Source organism: Streptomyces sp. Je 1-4 4N24 (assembly GCF_026239515.1).
GTDB lineage: Bacteria > Actinomycetota > Actinomycetes > Streptomycetales > Streptomycetaceae > Streptomyces > Streptomyces nigrescens.
In genome coordinates this window covers 8536254-8550939 of the sequence record NZ_CP110836.1, presented here as the reverse complement: position 1 = coordinate 8550939, position 14686 = coordinate 8536254, and the positions used below count along the sequence as shown (strand labels likewise).

Sequence of the window (14686 nt, the reverse complement as noted above, 5' to 3'; positions counted from 1 at the left end):
GGCCGACCCCCGGAGAAGTCTGTGCACGACGCTCCTGACCGCCCCCCTCCCCCGCACCATGGCCCGGAGCCGCTCGTCCGCATACGCGGCCTCAGCAAGCGGTTCGGCGGCACACTCGCCCTGGACGCGGTCGACCTCGACATCCACTCCGGCAGCATCCTCGCCCTGCTCGGTCCCAACGGTGCCGGAAAGTCCACCCTCATCAAGGTGCTCGCGGGCGTCCACCACGCGGACGAGGGCGAGGTGACCGTGGCCGGGCACCCGCTCGGCACCGAAGCGGCCGCCCGCACCATGTCCTTCATCCACCAGGACCTGGGGCTGGTGGAATGGATGACGGTCGCCGAGAACATCGCCCTGGGCACCGGCTACCCACACCGCGCCGGGCTGCTGTCCTGGCGGCTGGCCCGCGAACGGTGCGCCGAGGCCCTCAGCATCGTCGCCGCGCACCTCGACCCCCGCACCGTCCTCGCCGACCTCCCGCGCGCCGAACGCTCCTTGGTGGCCATCGCCCGCGCGCTGTGCACCCGGGCCGAGCTCATCGTCCTCGACGAGCCGACCGCCAGCCTCCCGGCGGCGGACTGCGCCCGGCTCTTCGAGGTGCTCCACACCCTGCGCGACCAGGGCCACGCCCTCGTCTACGTCACCCACCGGCTCGACGAGGTGTACAAGGTCGCCGAGGTGTTCGCCGTCCTCCGCGACGGCCGCCTCATCAGCCAGGGCCCGCTCGCCGGCCACAGCCCCGCCCGGCTGGTGCACGACATCGTGGGCCATGAACCGGCCGGCTTCCGCCGCGCCCCCGCCGCGGGACCCGTCCTGCTGAGCCTCGACGGCGTACGGACCGAGAACACCGCACCGGTCAGCCTGGAACTGCGCACCGGGGAGATCCTCGGCATGGTGGGCCTCACCGGCGCAGGCCACATGGAACTGGGCCGCGCCCTGGCCGGCGCCCGGCCCGTCGTCGGCGGACGGATCCGGCTCAACGGCCAGCCGTACACCCCGGGCACGGTCACCGCCGCCGTCGGCTCCGGCGTCGGCTTCGTGACCAGCGACCGTCAGGAAGAGGGCTGTGCCGCCGAACTGACCGTACGGGAGAACTTCCTGGCCAACCCCCGGGCGGACGGACTGCGGGCCTTTCACTGGATCAGCCCCCGGCGCGAGCGGGCCGAGGCCACGGCCCTGGCCGAGCGGTTCTCGGTGTTCCCCCGGGACAGCGAGGCACCGATCGCCACCCTGTCCGGGGGCAACCAGCAGAAGGTCATGGTCGGACGGTGGCTGCGGATACACCGCAGTCTGCTGATCCTCGAAGAGCCGACCGCCGGGGTGGACATCGGCGCCAAAACGGCGGTCTACCGCCTGCTCCAGGAAGCGCTGGCCGAAAGCCTCGCCGTACTGCTCATCTCCACCGACTTCGAGGAGGTCGCCCAGGTGTGCCATCGCGCCCTGGTATTCGTCCGCGGGGCGGTGACGGAGGAGCTGAGCGGGGAGGCCCTCACGGTCACCGGACTCGCCCGCGCTTCCTCGGCCATGGCCGCGCTCACCGGGGAGACGAGGAGACCATGACGCCCTCCCCGCATTCCCCGCAGGTCCGCCGGCTGGGGCACCTCGTCGGCGCCTACGGTCTCTTGGCCCTCACCGCCCTGCTGTTCCTGGCCTTCTCCCTCGCCCTGCCGGACACCTTTCCCACCCTGGACAACATCTCCGAGATCCTGTCCAACCAGTCAATCCCCGCCATCCTCGCGCTCGGCGCGATGATCCCCATCGTCACTGCCAAGTTCGACCTGTCCATCGGCTACGGTCTCGGCCTCGCGCATGTGATGACGATGCAGCTCATCGCCAACGCCTCGTGGCCCTGGCCGCTCGCCTGTCTCGTGGTGGTCCTCGGCGGTGCGGTCGTCGGCACCTTCAACGGTGTCGTCGTCGAATTCGCGAAGATCGACTCCTTTATCGCCACCCTCGGCACCGGCAGCATCCTGTACGCCCTCACCGGCTGGATCACCAACGGCGCCCGGATCGTCCCCGGCCCCCAGGGCCTGCCGGCCGCCTTCACCGACCTCTACGACTCCCGGTTCCTCGGCCTGCCGGTTTCCGCTTTCTACGTCCTCGCCCTCACCGCCGTGCTGTGGCTGCTCCTGGAACGGCTGCCCCTCGGCCGGTACCTGTACGTCATCGGCTCCAACCCGCGCGCCGCCGACCTGCTGGGCATTCCCTCCCGGCGCTATGTCATCTATGCGTTCGCCGGCTCGGGCCTGATCGTCGGTATCGCCGGTGTTCTGCTCGCCGCGCAGCAGCGCATCGGCAATCCCAGCGTCGGCCTGGACTATCTGCTGCCTGCCTTCGTCGGTGCGCTGCTTGGCTCCACCGCGATCAAACCCGGTCGCCCGAACGCACTGGGCACTCTGGTCGCCGTCGTCATCCTCGCCATCGGCCTCGCCGGTATCGGCCAGTTCGGCGCGCAGTTCTGGGTCACCCCGCTGTTCAACGGCGCCACCCTGCTCCTCGCCGTCGGTATGGCCGGCTATGCCGCGCGCCGACAGCTGCGCCACCGACGGGCGGAGCCGCCCCGTCCCCGCAAGGACCTGTCCAATGTCACCTCGTGACGTGCCGTCTCCGTGTCATCCCTCCGCGAGGAGCACCCGTGCAGCCGCACCGCAAGCCCGCCCTGAGCACCGCAGTCGCCGTAGGGGTGGTGGCCGCTGTGCTCGCCGGCTGCGAGCGCGGCACCTCGACCGGTGCCGGGCCCACCGCCACAGGGCCAGCCGAGGCCGGCTGCCCCGCCGTACTGGCCGGCGCCGAGGCGGCCGTACAACGGGCCATGAAGAACCGCCCCGCATGGCACGGCCCCACCCGTGGCCCCCGGGCGGTCCCCGGCAAAAGCATCGTCTATGTCGCCCAGACCATGACCAATCCCGGTGTCGCCGGCGCCGCCGAGGGGGTGCGGGACGCCGCGCAGGCCATCGGCTGGGACGTCCGGGTGATCGACGGCCAGGGCACCCCCGCCGGGATCCAAGCGGCATTCAGCCAGGCCCTCGCCCTCCGGCCCTCGGGCATCGTGATCGGCGGCTTCGACCCCAAGCTGACGTCGCAGCAGGTCGCCAAGGCCAACGCCCTGCACATTCCGCTCATCGGCTGGCATGCGGTCGACTCCCCCGGCCCGAGCAAGGACCCCGAGCTCTTCACCAACATCACCACCCGCGTCCAGGACGTCGCGAAGATCAGCGCGGACTGGGTCATCGCGCACTCCCACGGCCACGCCGGAACCGTCGTGTTCACGGATGCCTCGATCCCGTTCGCCAGGAACAAGTCCGAACTGATCAAGAAAGAACTGGCCACCTGCTCCGGAGTGCGGCTGCTGGCGGAGGAGAACATCCCGATCTCCGACACCAGCAGCCGCACTCCCCAGCAGGTCTCCTCACTCCTCTCCCGCTTCCGGAACACATGGACCCACTCCATCGCCATCAACGACGTGTACTTCGCCGACGCCGCCCCGGCCCTGCGCGCGGCACGCAAAAAAGGCGCCGGCGCCCCCTTCAACGTCGGCGCGGGCGACGGCGATCCCTCCGCCTTCCAGCGCATCAACAGCAAACAGTTCCAGGCAGCCACCGTTCCCGAGCCGCTCTCGCAGCAGGGCTGGCAAATCCTCGACGAATTCAACCGCGCCTTCTCCGGCGAACCCGCCAGCGGCTACGTCTCCCCCGTCCACATCTCCACGGCCGCCAACAGCAGCGGGGCCACGACCTGGGACCCGCCCGGCTACCGCGCGGCGTACCGGAAGATCTGGGGCAGATAGGCCCGGGACACACCACCCTCAGGCCCCTGCCCCACGAAACACGGACAGTTCGGGATGCCGGAACGCGGAATGGCGTCGGCCGTGGCCGTTGCCCGGGCAGGAGCGCCGTGTTCTGGCCGCGCGCGGGTCGTTCGCCAGTCACTCGGCACCAAGGATGTCCGAAGCTTCCCGGCGTTCCTTTTCGGCGTTCCACGTGACGCGTATATCTGCTGGTCACGGCTGATTCAGACGTTCCCGTATCCCGAACTGCCCGTCGTTGGTGGCGGCTGGGACGGATCATGCCGCAGGCTCGAGCCGCCTCGGCAACGCAACAGCCGGACCACCGGGGCACGTAACAGCGCAGCACGGTCGAAGCCGCCGAAGGCTGCTGCACCGCCGGGCGTTGACCCGATGAAAGAGCTTGGAGTGCCTTGGTGGCCTTACGGATAGCGATCACCGCTGAACCGGTACCTTCACACGTGTCCGCGCTGGACTACGTCACCTGCCCGGCCCTTGAACAGGGCCACCAGGTCACGCTCCACGCCCCCCTCATGTTCCGCCGCGAAGCCCGGCGACGCGGGGTGGAGTTCTCCGGCGCCGGTACGAACTGGACATGCGATCCCGTCGTCCAGCAGGCGGCGAGCGAGGTCTGGCAGAGGTACGGAAACGGCCCCTTCAACCGGTACGTCTTCGGCCACCTCTGGCCCGAACAGGCCGAGGCGAAGGCCCATGACCTGCTCACCGCGTGGACACAGGAGCGGCCCGATCTGGTGATCGCCGAGTGCAGCGACCTCGGCGCGCACCTCGCGGCCAGGGCCTTGCAACTGCCCCTGCTCGCAGCGGACAACGGCCTCGGCCCCGTGCTCCTGGATCTCTGGGACACCCACATCGCGCCCGCGCTGCTTCCCCTCTACATGCAGCACGGGCAGGACACACCCACGCTCCCCCCGATGCTCACCCCCGCGCCGGTCCACTGGTTCTTCGAGACGCCCCCGCCCTCGGCGCGCGCGGTCCGACGCACTGTCGCGGACTTCCGCACCGCCCTCCCCCAGTGGCTGGACCGTGCCCCCTCGTTCCGCCCGTCGCGCCCGCTCGTCTACGTGAGCCTCGGCACCCTGACCACCGCGATGTCCGGTCTGCGTACCGCCGTCGGGAAGGTATACCGGGAGATCATGGCTGCACTCCGCGCAATCGACTGCGACGCGATCGTGTCCGCGGGAGACCTCGCGCAGCACCTGCCGAGCGCGAGCCCTCACATCAAGGTCGTCAAGCACGCCCCGCAGCCCGCGCTCCTGCACCGGGCCGACCTGTTCGTGACGCACGGAGGCCGGGCGTCCCTGCTCGACGCGGTGCAGGGCACAACGCCCGTGCTGGGACTGGGTGTTCTCGGCGATCAGCCCGACAACGCCGCCGCGTTCGCCCGCAGCGGCCTGGGCCGGGCGCTGGACGTGACGGCGAGGCGCGGCGAGATCGCCGACGCCCTGACGGCGCTCCTGGGTGCCCCGCGCTACGGCGCCGCCATGAGCGCGGCCCGTGCCGAACTGTCTCAGCTGCCGCCCCTGGACCTCACGGAAATACGGGACAGCCTCTTGGGCCGGCAACCGTGCGGTCGTCCTCGGCTCTGAGTTCACTGCGCCTCTTCATGGGCCCAGCGATCCAGTGGGCCGTGATCGGGCCCAACTGCTGCACCGGACCATCGCACGTAGCTGCGGGAGCGCACCAGGAAACGAGCGTCAATTACAAGTTGACAATACCCGAACGTCAACTTAAGATTGACGCATGAGCCCACTCGACATCAGCCTCGCCGACCTGATCGCCCGGCTCGACGAGGAACTCCCCGACGCCAACGCACTGGCCCGCATCAGCGAGGCGCGGCTGCGTGCCCAGACCCTGTCCGACCTCGGTGACCAGCTCATCGACCACTACGTCAGCAACGCCAAGCAGACCGGCGCGTCATGGACCGAGATCGGCGACGCCATCGGGGTGTCCAAGCAGGCCGCCCAGCAACGCCACGCACCCGGCCCTTTCGAGCGGTACACCAACCTGAACCGGCACAGCATCGTGCTGGCGCAGGAGGCCGCCCGAACGCACAAACACGACTCCATCGGCACCGAACACCTCCTGCTCGGCCTGCTCGGCGAACCGCGGGGCCTGGCGTACGAGGTGCTGATCGCGAAAACCGAATCGGAGCAACGCATCCGTGACGCGATCGAGGAAGCGATGCCGCCGGCCGGGGAGAAGGCGCTGCGCGGTCACATCGCGTTCCGGCCGGAGAGCAAGGAGGCCATCGAGCAGGCACGCCGCTCATCGGCCGACCTCGGCCACGACTGGGTCGGCACGGAACACGCGCTGCTGGGCCTGATCAGCACCGAGGAGAGCCCGGCCGCGCAGATCCTGCGCGACCTCGGCTTCACGTCAGACGAGCTGCGCGAGACCATCAAGACCGAGATCACCAAACGGTCCGCCGAGGGCGACAAGCAGTAGCGAAACGATCAGTCGCCCGGAGGACCGGACCGACACAGCCTCCCCACCCGAACGGGACGGTGCGCTCGCGCCACCGGCCCCCACCTGAGGCGGCAGTCGCGGAGGAACGTCCAGCTCTTCATGGATCTTCCAGCTTGACCAGGCCGGTTCCCGGCTTCAAAACCCCGGACGTGTGTAGCGAGTTGACGAAGAGTCAGGTTGGTGCGCCAGTACGCGGCAACCAGCAGGACCCGGTCCTCCAGTTCAGGCTCCATGACCGACCCCGGCGGACCGGGTCCGCGCCCTCGCGGCGCAAGGCGACGATCAGCCTGCCGAACTACCGCGGGCTCAGCCCGGTGAACGGGCTGCCCAGGACGGCTCCGGCGCCGTGATCACATCAGCCACAGCAAGACCATCCCACCCGTGACCAACAGTTACGGACAGCCCTTAGGCTCCGCGCCCGACCCACGTAAGGGGAACGTCGTCGTCCGGCGCCTGGATGAGTACCCGGGCGGGAATCGCGACGATCTTTTCCGCCTTTCCATCGGTGTTGTCGATCTTTTGGACGATGTAACCGGTGTACCACCCGGCGTTCGCGTGCGCTTGGAATGTTCCACCGGCCATTCCCTCCGGGACGGTGAATTCCCTGCGCTGCTGGGCCATGCTCGCCCACTTCTTCGTGGTTTCGGTCGACTGGTTGTACTCGCCGCCGCCCTCGAGGGCGGCCCCTTTGTTGTCCGGCGAGGCGTTGATGATGAGCTTGCCGCCCGCCTTCCAGCCCTTGACCTCTTTGTCTTCCGTGCCGATGCTGGCCTCGGTCACGTAGGTGAGCTTCGTTCCGCCGGGGACCCTGTCCGTGGTCACCATCACCGGGTATCTCTGGTCGACCTTTCCCACAAAGCCACACGTCAGCTTGCGGGTTTGCTTCTCGAGTACGTCGCTGGGCTGACCGCATATGGACTTCGCATCCCAGTTGCCCAGCCAGCCAGGGTCCTTGTCCTCCTTGCTGTTCGCGCGTTCCTCCGTGCCGTAATTCTCGAAACCAGGGGTGGAGCCGAAGCCCTCCAGCATCTTCTGGGCATCCTGGACCGCCTGCTCGGGTGAATAGCCCGTCTTCTTCACCTGTTCGAGCGTGATCTCCTTGGTGTCCTGACCGGTGACCGGGTAGCCCTGGATGGCTGCCGTGTCCTTGAGGTGCGCGGCCTTGTCGAGGTAGTCGATGACCTCCTGGTCGCTCTTGTAGAAGGGGGTCTTGGGGGTCTCGGCGTCGGCGGCCCAGGCCGTAGCGGGAGCGCCGGCGAGCGGGGCCGCGAGGAGCGCGGTCGCGGTGATGAGGGCGGCACGCCGGGCTCTCCCCGTCGGTGGCGTGCGGCGGGAGGTACGGGCCGAGTCTGTTCTGTCGAGTGACATCTCTTCTTCCTTCCTTGCGCCGGGTGGCCGATGCGTCAGCCTGTTCCCGAACTCGCCTGAAGATTGCGGTACGGAGATTTCCGCCCCGCCCTTCGGTGTTTAAGGAGAGCGCCGCTGCACACTATGGGTTCCCCGGACTCCCCGGTAACTTCCGCAAGTGTCCGCGAGTTGACGCACGGGCCCCATTGGGCGAATCCTCCGCGCATCTCCCGGTCAACTCAGAGTGAGGCGAGCGCGAGGGGGAGCGAATGCCGTATCTATCGGATGGCCTACACCTCAGGTATCACCTTTCCCGGCGATAGGCCGGGCGCAGGTGGCAGTGCAGACGGCGGAATTCCGACGGACGGGCACATGACCCAGCAGAAAGCCGCCCCCGGCGACACAAGACCGTCTCGGGTTGCGGCTCTGCCTTTGGGCGAAGGAGCGCGTCCTTCGCGAGAGGGAGGAGAGCACGCTGTGGCATCAGCTACGGAGCAGATATCGGGTGGATGCGGCCGGAAAACGCAGACCGGGTGCGCGTTCGTCAATGGGCATGTGGCGATCCTTCGGAACAATTTCTGCCCTGAGCGCTGCGCCCAAGGGTGCCGAAGCGTTCGACGTGGCTCGCTGGTCCACACCGAGAGGGGGTGGCGGTTCGAGCAGATAGGGGCGCCAGACGCGACCTGCCCTCCAATGGGCCCCAAAGGGGGTGACCCCTTTGCATGATCATGCGCCGCCATGCATACTTCATCCATGTCTAAGGTCCTCACCTCCCTTCCCGCCGGCGAGCGCGTCGGCATCGCCTTCTCGGGCGGCCTCGACACCTCGGTCGCGGTCGCATGGATGCGCGACAAGGGCGCCATCCCGTGCACCTACACCGCCGACATCGGCCAGTACGACGAGCCCGACATCGCCTCGGTGCCCGGCCGTGCGAAGACCTACGGGGCCGAGATCGCGCGCCTGGTCGACTGCCGCGCGGCACTGGTCGAGGAGGGCCTGGCCGCGCTCACCTGCGGGGCGTTCCACATCCGCTCGGGCGGGCGGGCCTACTTCAACACCACGCCGCTCGGCCGTGCCGTCACGGGCACCCTCCTGGTCCGGGCCATGCTCGAGGACGACGTACAGATCTGGGGCGATGGTTCGACCTTCAAGGGCAACGACATCGAGCGGTTCTACCGGTACGGCCTGCTCGCCAACCCGCACCTGCGGATCTACAAGCCTTGGCTGGACGCGGAGTTCGTGACCGAGCTCGGCGGCCGCAAGGAGATGTCGGAGTGGCTTCTCGCCCACGACCTGCCCTACCGCGACAGCACGGAGAAGGCGTACTCCACCGACGCCAACATCTGGGGCGCCACCCACGAGGCCAAGACTCTGGAGCACCTGGACACCGGCGTGGAGACCGTGGAGCCGATCATGGGCGTGCGGTTCTGGGACCCCTCGGTCGAGATCGCCCCCGAGGACGTGACGATCGGCTTCGACCAGGGCCGCCCGGTGACGATCAACGGCAAGGAGTTCGCCTCCCCCGTCGACCTGGTCATGGAGGCGAACGCCATCGGCGGCCGGCACGGCATGGGCATGTCGGACCAGATCGAGAACCGGATCATCGAGGCGAAGAGCCGCGGCATCTACGAGGCGCCCGGTATGGCCGTGCTCCACGCGGCGTATGAGCGCCTGGTCAACGCGATCCACAACGAGGACACCCTCGCCCAGTACCACAACGAAGGACGGCGCCTCGGCCGGCTGATGTACGAGGGCCGCTGGCTGGACCCGCAGGCGCTGATGGTGCGCGAGTCGCTGCAGCGCTGGGTCGGCGCGGCCGTCACCGGCGAGGTGACGCTGCGGCTGCGGCGCGGTGAGGACTACTCGATCCTCGACACCACGGGCCCGTCGTTCAGCTACCACCCGGACAAGCTGTCCATGGAGCGTACCGAGGACTCGGCGTTCGGCCCCGTGGACCGGATCGGCCAGCTCACCATGCGCAACCTCGACATCGCCGACTCGCGCGCGAAGTTGGAGCAGTACGCCGGGCTCGGCCTGATCGGCACCGGTACTCCCGCCATCGGTGCCGCCCAAGCGGCCGCGACCGGGCTGATCGGCACGATGCCGGAGGGCGGCGCCCAGGCCATCGCCTCCCGCGGCGAGGTCTCCGGTGACGACGAGATGCTGGACCGCGCCGCGATGGAGTCCGGCACGGACTGACGGGGTCCCTCGATCGGAACGCTCGGCACCCCCGGGCGATGCACGACCGGGAAGGGCCGGCTCGACGCCCACAGCATCGAGCCGGCCCTTTCCGCTTCCCGGGGCCGCGGGTCATGCCGTCACCGTACGGAGCCCCCATCGGAACTCACCACACAGCTGGAAGACCAACTCGGCACGGCTACACAGGGGCTCCAAGCGCAACCCGGCGGCGGAATGTGGAGTCCTGAGTGGCTGTCAGATGTGGGCTGTGGTGGGAGTGGCAAGCACACCGAAAGCGAGCGCCGTTCCCGTCCGCCGGGAACGGCGCTCGCGATCGGTGCCGGTTTGTGGATCCGGTGGCCGTATCAGTCCCGCTGTGCGTGGTGGAGTTCGGAACGGAAGGCCGCCTCACGGGCGGTATGACCCGGGCGACGGCGGAGCCCCGCCCACGCGATGCCGAGGATGACGAACCAGACCGGGGTCACCAGCAAGGCCCGCAGCGTGTCGGGCTCCTGGGTCAGTGCCCAGATGAGGAACGCGAAGAAGACCAGCACGACGTAGCACATGGCGATGCCGCCGGGCATCTTGAACTTCGATGCCTCGTGCAGGTGCGGACGGCGCTTGCGATAGACGAGGTAGCTGATCAGGATGATCGACCAGACGAAGATGAACAGCACGGCGGACACGGTGGTCACCAAGGTGAACGCCTCGATGATCGAGTTGTCCATGGCGACCATGACCACACCGGCGAGCAGGAACACCCCGGAGAGGAGCAGGGCGTTGGCCGGTACCTTCCTGGAGGTGAGTCTGCCGAAGCGCGCCGGGGCGTCGCCCTCCCGGGCCAACCCGTACACCATCCGTGAGGTGGAGTAGATGCCCGAGTTCGCAGACGAGGCGGCCGAGGTCAGCACCACGAAGTTGATCAGCGAGGCGGCGATCCCCAGACCGGCGAGAGTGAACATCACGACGAACGGACTGCGGTCCGCACTGATCTCGCGCCAGGGCGTGACCGAAATGATCACGATCAGCGCGACGACGTAGAACAGCATCACGCGCACCGGGATCGAGTTGATCGCCTTGGGCAGGTTCCGTTCCGGGTTCTCCGCCTCGGCCGCGGTGGTGCCGACCAGTTCGATGCCGACGAAGGCGAAGGTCGCGATCTGGAATCCCGCGACGAACCCCATGGGACCGGTGGGGAAGAAGCCTCCGTCGTTCCAGAGGTTGGAGAAGCTTGCCGCCGCACCCCCGGGCGCCTGGAAGTGACTGAACACCATGACCAGCCCGACGACGATCAGCGCCACGATCGCGACGATCTTGATCAGTGCGAACCAGAACTCGGTCTCGCCGAACGCCTTCACGGTGGGCAGGTTCAAGGCGATCAAGAGGATGACGGCGGCCAACGCCGGTATCCACAACGGTAGATCGCGCCACCAGTAGGACACATACCCGGAGATCGCGATGACGTCGGCGATGCCGGTCACGATCCAGCAGAACCAGTAGGTCCAGCCGGTGAAGAAGCCGGCCCACGGCCCCAGCAGATCGGCCGCGAAGTCGGCGAACGACTTGTAGCGCAGGTTGGAGAGCAGCAGCTCCCCCATCGCCCGCATCACGAAGAAGAGCATCACGCCGATGATCATGTAGACGAAGATCACCGAGGGCCCGGCCAGCGAGATCGTCTTGCCCGAGCCCATGAACAGGCCGGTTCCGATCGCACCGCCGATCGCGATGAGCTGGATGTGCCGGTTGGACAGTTGACGGGAGAGGTGTTGCTCGCCCTCGGGCGGGGCCGTGGATCCGGCCGCCGGTTGGTCCGGCGCGGCCGTCGAGCCGGTGTCACTGCGTTCAGGCATGGGCAAACCTCGCAGATCTCAAGACCCGTGCGGGCACGGGAAGGGGGCATCTCGGAGAATGACCACGCGCCCACAGGGGGCGAGCGGCAGGGTCGGCCGGGCGCGGACATGCGGCAGTCGGCCGGAACGGCGTCAGAACGGTCCCACATAGTAGATCGAAGATCAGCCCGGGAGCCGGCAGGCAGTGGCGGTCAGGGAAGAGGCGGCGGGACAGCCATCAGGGGCTCCTCGAATGTCGAGCACGGGCAGGGGCCCGTGCGGCCGAGTGAGCCTCCCCCTCTGTCATGAGCCTGAGAGCTTCGCCGCGCTCAGCGCGCGGCTTGCACCGTCGGCGAGGCGCCTCAGCGCCTGCTTTCCAGAGTTGCCTGCCCGAGCGGTAGGGGTGCCTGAGAGATTCCGGGGAGGTGTTGCTCCTTCGGCGCCTGGGTCTGGCTGATCCAGTGCTCTCCCGCTCCGGGGTGAACGGCAATGTGCGGTGAGGCTAGGGCCCACATCAGCGACCGGTCAAGGGACCGGCCGAACGCTGGACATTACCTCCAAGTAGCACGGCACTCACCCGTGGGGCACGGCATTTGTGCAGCTCAAGGCGCACATCCTGAGGCCATCCGTTACCGGCACGTACACCGGGCGGACTCTTGACGGCTGTCTTCCGGTGCCCGTACGTTGCGTCCGGAAAGATCCGGCAGCACGTACACCGCTGACGATCCTGCGCGGGAGAGTCCACACCCCAAGATGCGGCGCACCATGGGTGTCCACCGCTCGGTACGACCAACCAGGTCATCACCGGCTGAACGGTTCCCGACGGCCGCACCGCAGTGACGCTCACCCCGAACGGAGCCCGGCCGCCCTACGGGCCCCCGTTGACGACCGCCCGCCCCACCGAGCCGTCCGCGACATGCCACTTCTTGAGGATCCTTGCGTACTCGCCGTTCCTGATGAGGCGGTCGAGGGCTTCCCTTACGGCGTCGCGCAGGGCCGTGTTGGTCTTGGCGACCGCTATGCCGTAGAGGAGGGGTTCGAGCTGGGCGCCGCTGAGTTCGAGGGCGGTGCCGCCTGCGCGGGTCGCGGCGTTGTGGGCCGCGACCGGGAAATCGTCGAGGCAGGCCGTGGACCGGCCCTTGGCGACATCGTCGTAGACCTCAGCCGGTGAGTCGAACTCCCGGATCTTCAACTTCGCGGGGGCCTTCGGGTTCAGCTGGTCCAGGTAGTCACGGGCGAACGTGCCGCGCTGGACGGCGACCTTCCTGCCGGACAGGTCTCCGGGAGCCTTGACGCCCTCCGGGTTGCCCTTGCGGACGACGAGCACCAGCCCGGCCTTGAAGTAGTCGACCAGGTCGACACCGCTGCCGGTCTTCGTGCCGTCCGTGCGCCCCTCCTGACGGTCCTTGGTGTCGGTCATCGCCGACATGACCAGGTCGAAGCGGTTCACGTTCAGACCGGTGAGGAGGGTGTCGAAGGTGGCGTTCACGAACTTGACGCGCAGGCCCAGCTCACGGCTGAGGGCGGTCGCGAGTTCGACGTCGAGGCCGGCGGGCTTGCCGTCCCTGACGAACTCCATGGGCGCGTAGCTGATGTCCGAGCCGATGGTGACGATGCCCTTGTCGCGTATCTCCTTCGGCAACCGGCCGGACGGTGTCCCGATGGCCGAAGGGTTCCCGCTCGGCCTGGAGCCGCCGGACGGCTTCCTGCCGCCGTCACTGCCGCCGTCCGGCTGCAGCGTCCAGGCCAGCGCCCCGCCACCGGCTCCGACCCCGACGACGGACAGCGCGGCGAGCACACGGCGTCGGCTCGGTCCCGGGGACGCCGGCTGCCCAGGGGGTGCGGAGGCCGGTCCGGGAGGGACGACGTGCGGCCCCGGTGGCGGAGCAGGCCGGTGGCGCTCCTGCGGCGGGGTGGCGAGGGCGGGGCCGTATTGGCCCGGGGACGGAGTGGCGGGCTGGGGAGGCACGGGGGCTCCCGCGGGCCTCTGCGGCGGCGCGTCGTACGACGGCGGGGGCGGTGCACCGTCCGCCGTCGTACGGGTCGGCAGCCGGTCGTCGGGGACGTCGGCGGGCCCCTCGGCCGGGGGTTGCGGCGCGAACATGTCCGGGGACCTGGGGTCGCTGAGCTGCGCGGACAAACGGCGCAGCTGTACGGCGACGGGCTCCGGCAGCCAGTCGCCGTACGGGCCCGGTGCGCCCACCAGAGCCATGAGGGCGGGCAGAGCGGGCCGCCCCTCCGGCTCCTTCGCCAGGCAGGCCGCCGCCAACTCCCGGAGGAAGTCCGTGAGTTCGTCGAGCCGCGGTTCCTCGTGCACGGTGCGGTACATGAGGACCTGCGGATCGGCGTTCCCGTAGGGGCCGGCGCCCGTCGCCGCGAAGACGATCACCCCGCCCAGCGCGAACACGTCCGCCGCGCCAGTGACCTTGGGGCCCGTCATGACGAGTTGCTCGGGCGCCATGAACCCCGGCGTGCCGAGGGCGGTGCCGGTCGTCGTCAGGGCGGTGTCAGCGGCTGAGTGCGCAATGCCGAAGTCGATGACACGCGGGCCCTCCGCGGTGAGCAGGATGTTCGACGGCTTGAGGTCGCGGTGCACCAGCCCGTGCGCGTGCACCGCCGTCAGGGCGTGCAGCAGGCCCGCCGTCAGCAGCCGCACCGTGTGCTCGGGCAGCGGCCCGCAGTCGTGCACGGCATCGGTCAGCGAGACACCCGGCACGTACTCGGTCGCCATCCAGGGGACGTCGTCGTGGGGCGCGGCGTCGACCACCGGCGCCACGAACGGTCCGCCCACCTGCTGGGCGGCGGATACCTCACGGGCGAAACGAGCCCGGAAGCCCCGGTCGTCGGCGAGTTCGGAGCGCGCGGTCTTCACCGCCACCGGCCGCCCGTCCGCCGCGCGGCCGAGATAGACCCGTCCCATGCCGCCGCCACCGAGAAGGCCGATGATCCGGAACGGGCCGATCTGCTGCGGATCGTTCTTCGCCAGCGGTCGCACCGATACCCCCACCCGTGCCGCCAGTTGTGTCGACACCATTCTGCACGTGCCCGAGTGCTCCGACGG

9 protein-coding genes, 1 pseudogene and 2 riboswitches are annotated in these 14686 nt (G+C 69.0%); of the genes and pseudogenes, 6 read left to right on the top strand and 4 right to left on the bottom strand.

What is annotated here, in order from left to right; all coding sequences use genetic code 11:
* The first annotated feature begins 21 nt into the window (after positions 1-21).
* The 5 genes from SLV14N_RS37065 to SLV14N_RS37045 all read left to right on the top strand — a co-directional run bounded on the left by SLV14N_RS37065 (position 22) and on the right by SLV14N_RS37045 (position 6250).
* Complete coding sequence (locus SLV14N_RS37065; protein WP_263272718.1) at positions 22-1560, top strand: sugar ABC transporter ATP-binding protein; 1539 nt, start codon at positions 22-24, stop codon at positions 1558-1560.
* On the top strand, positions 1557-2597 hold the full coding sequence (locus tag SLV14N_RS37060; protein ID WP_208687231.1) for an ABC transporter permease: 1041 nt from the start codon (positions 1557-1559) through the stop codon (positions 2595-2597). Before SLV14N_RS37065 ends, SLV14N_RS37060 begins: the two co-directional genes overlap by 4 nt.
* Positions 2598-2635: 38 nt before the next feature.
* Positions 2636-3787 (top strand): substrate-binding domain-containing protein, encoded by a 1152-nt coding sequence (locus SLV14N_RS37055; protein ID WP_208687229.1) that lies wholly within the window; start codon positions 2636-2638, stop codon positions 3785-3787.
* A 458-nt stretch (positions 3788-4245) separates the two neighbouring features.
* Positions 4246-5391: a glycosyltransferase gene (locus tag SLV14N_RS37050; protein WP_263272716.1), complete on the top strand. Its 1146-nt coding sequence runs from the start codon at positions 4246-4248 to the stop codon at positions 5389-5391.
* A 154-nt stretch (positions 5392-5545) separates the two neighbouring features.
* Positions 5546-6250 (top strand): Clp protease N-terminal domain-containing protein, encoded by a 705-nt coding sequence (locus tag SLV14N_RS37045; protein WP_263272715.1) that lies wholly within the window; start codon positions 5546-5548, stop codon positions 6248-6250.
* 176 nt (positions 6251-6426) lie between these two features.
* Here the strand turns inward: SLV14N_RS37045 and SLV14N_RS37040 are convergent.
* Together SLV14N_RS37040 and SLV14N_RS37035 are read right to left on the bottom strand one after the other, a co-directional pair.
* Positions 6427-6634, bottom strand: a pseudogene (locus SLV14N_RS37040) (transposase family protein); the annotation flags it as partial.
* A 42-nt stretch (positions 6635-6676) separates the two neighbouring features.
* Positions 6677-7639, bottom strand: coding sequence for a hypothetical protein (locus tag SLV14N_RS37035; protein ID WP_263272714.1), 963 nt, complete (start codon positions 7637-7639; stop codon positions 6677-6679).
* A 732-nt stretch (positions 7640-8371) separates the two neighbouring features.
* Between SLV14N_RS37035 and argG the strand changes: the two genes are divergently transcribed.
* Positions 8372-9817 carry an argininosuccinate synthase gene (gene argG, locus SLV14N_RS37030; protein ID WP_263272713.1) on the top strand — a complete coding sequence of 482 codons (1446 nt, stop codon included), beginning with the start codon at positions 8372-8374 and terminating at the stop codon, positions 9815-9817.
* A gap of 344 nt (positions 9818-10161) precedes the next feature.
* Here the strand turns inward: argG and cycA are convergent, their stop codons facing one another.
* A complete protein-coding gene (gene cycA / locus SLV14N_RS37025; RefSeq protein ID WP_263272711.1) occupies positions 10162-11646 on the bottom strand; it encodes a D-serine/D-alanine/glycine transporter in 1485 nt (494 codons plus the stop codon).
* Between the two features lie 272 nt (positions 11647-11918).
* A riboswitch (glycine riboswitch) is annotated at positions 11919-12010 on the bottom strand.
* Positions 12011-12107: riboswitch (glycine riboswitch) on the bottom strand.
* Between the two features lie 386 nt (positions 12108-12493).
* Complete coding sequence (locus SLV14N_RS37020; RefSeq protein WP_263272709.1) at positions 12494-14620, bottom strand: transporter substrate-binding domain-containing protein; 2127 nt, start codon at positions 14618-14620, stop codon at positions 12494-12496.
* Between the last annotated feature and the right edge of the window lie 66 nt (positions 14621-14686).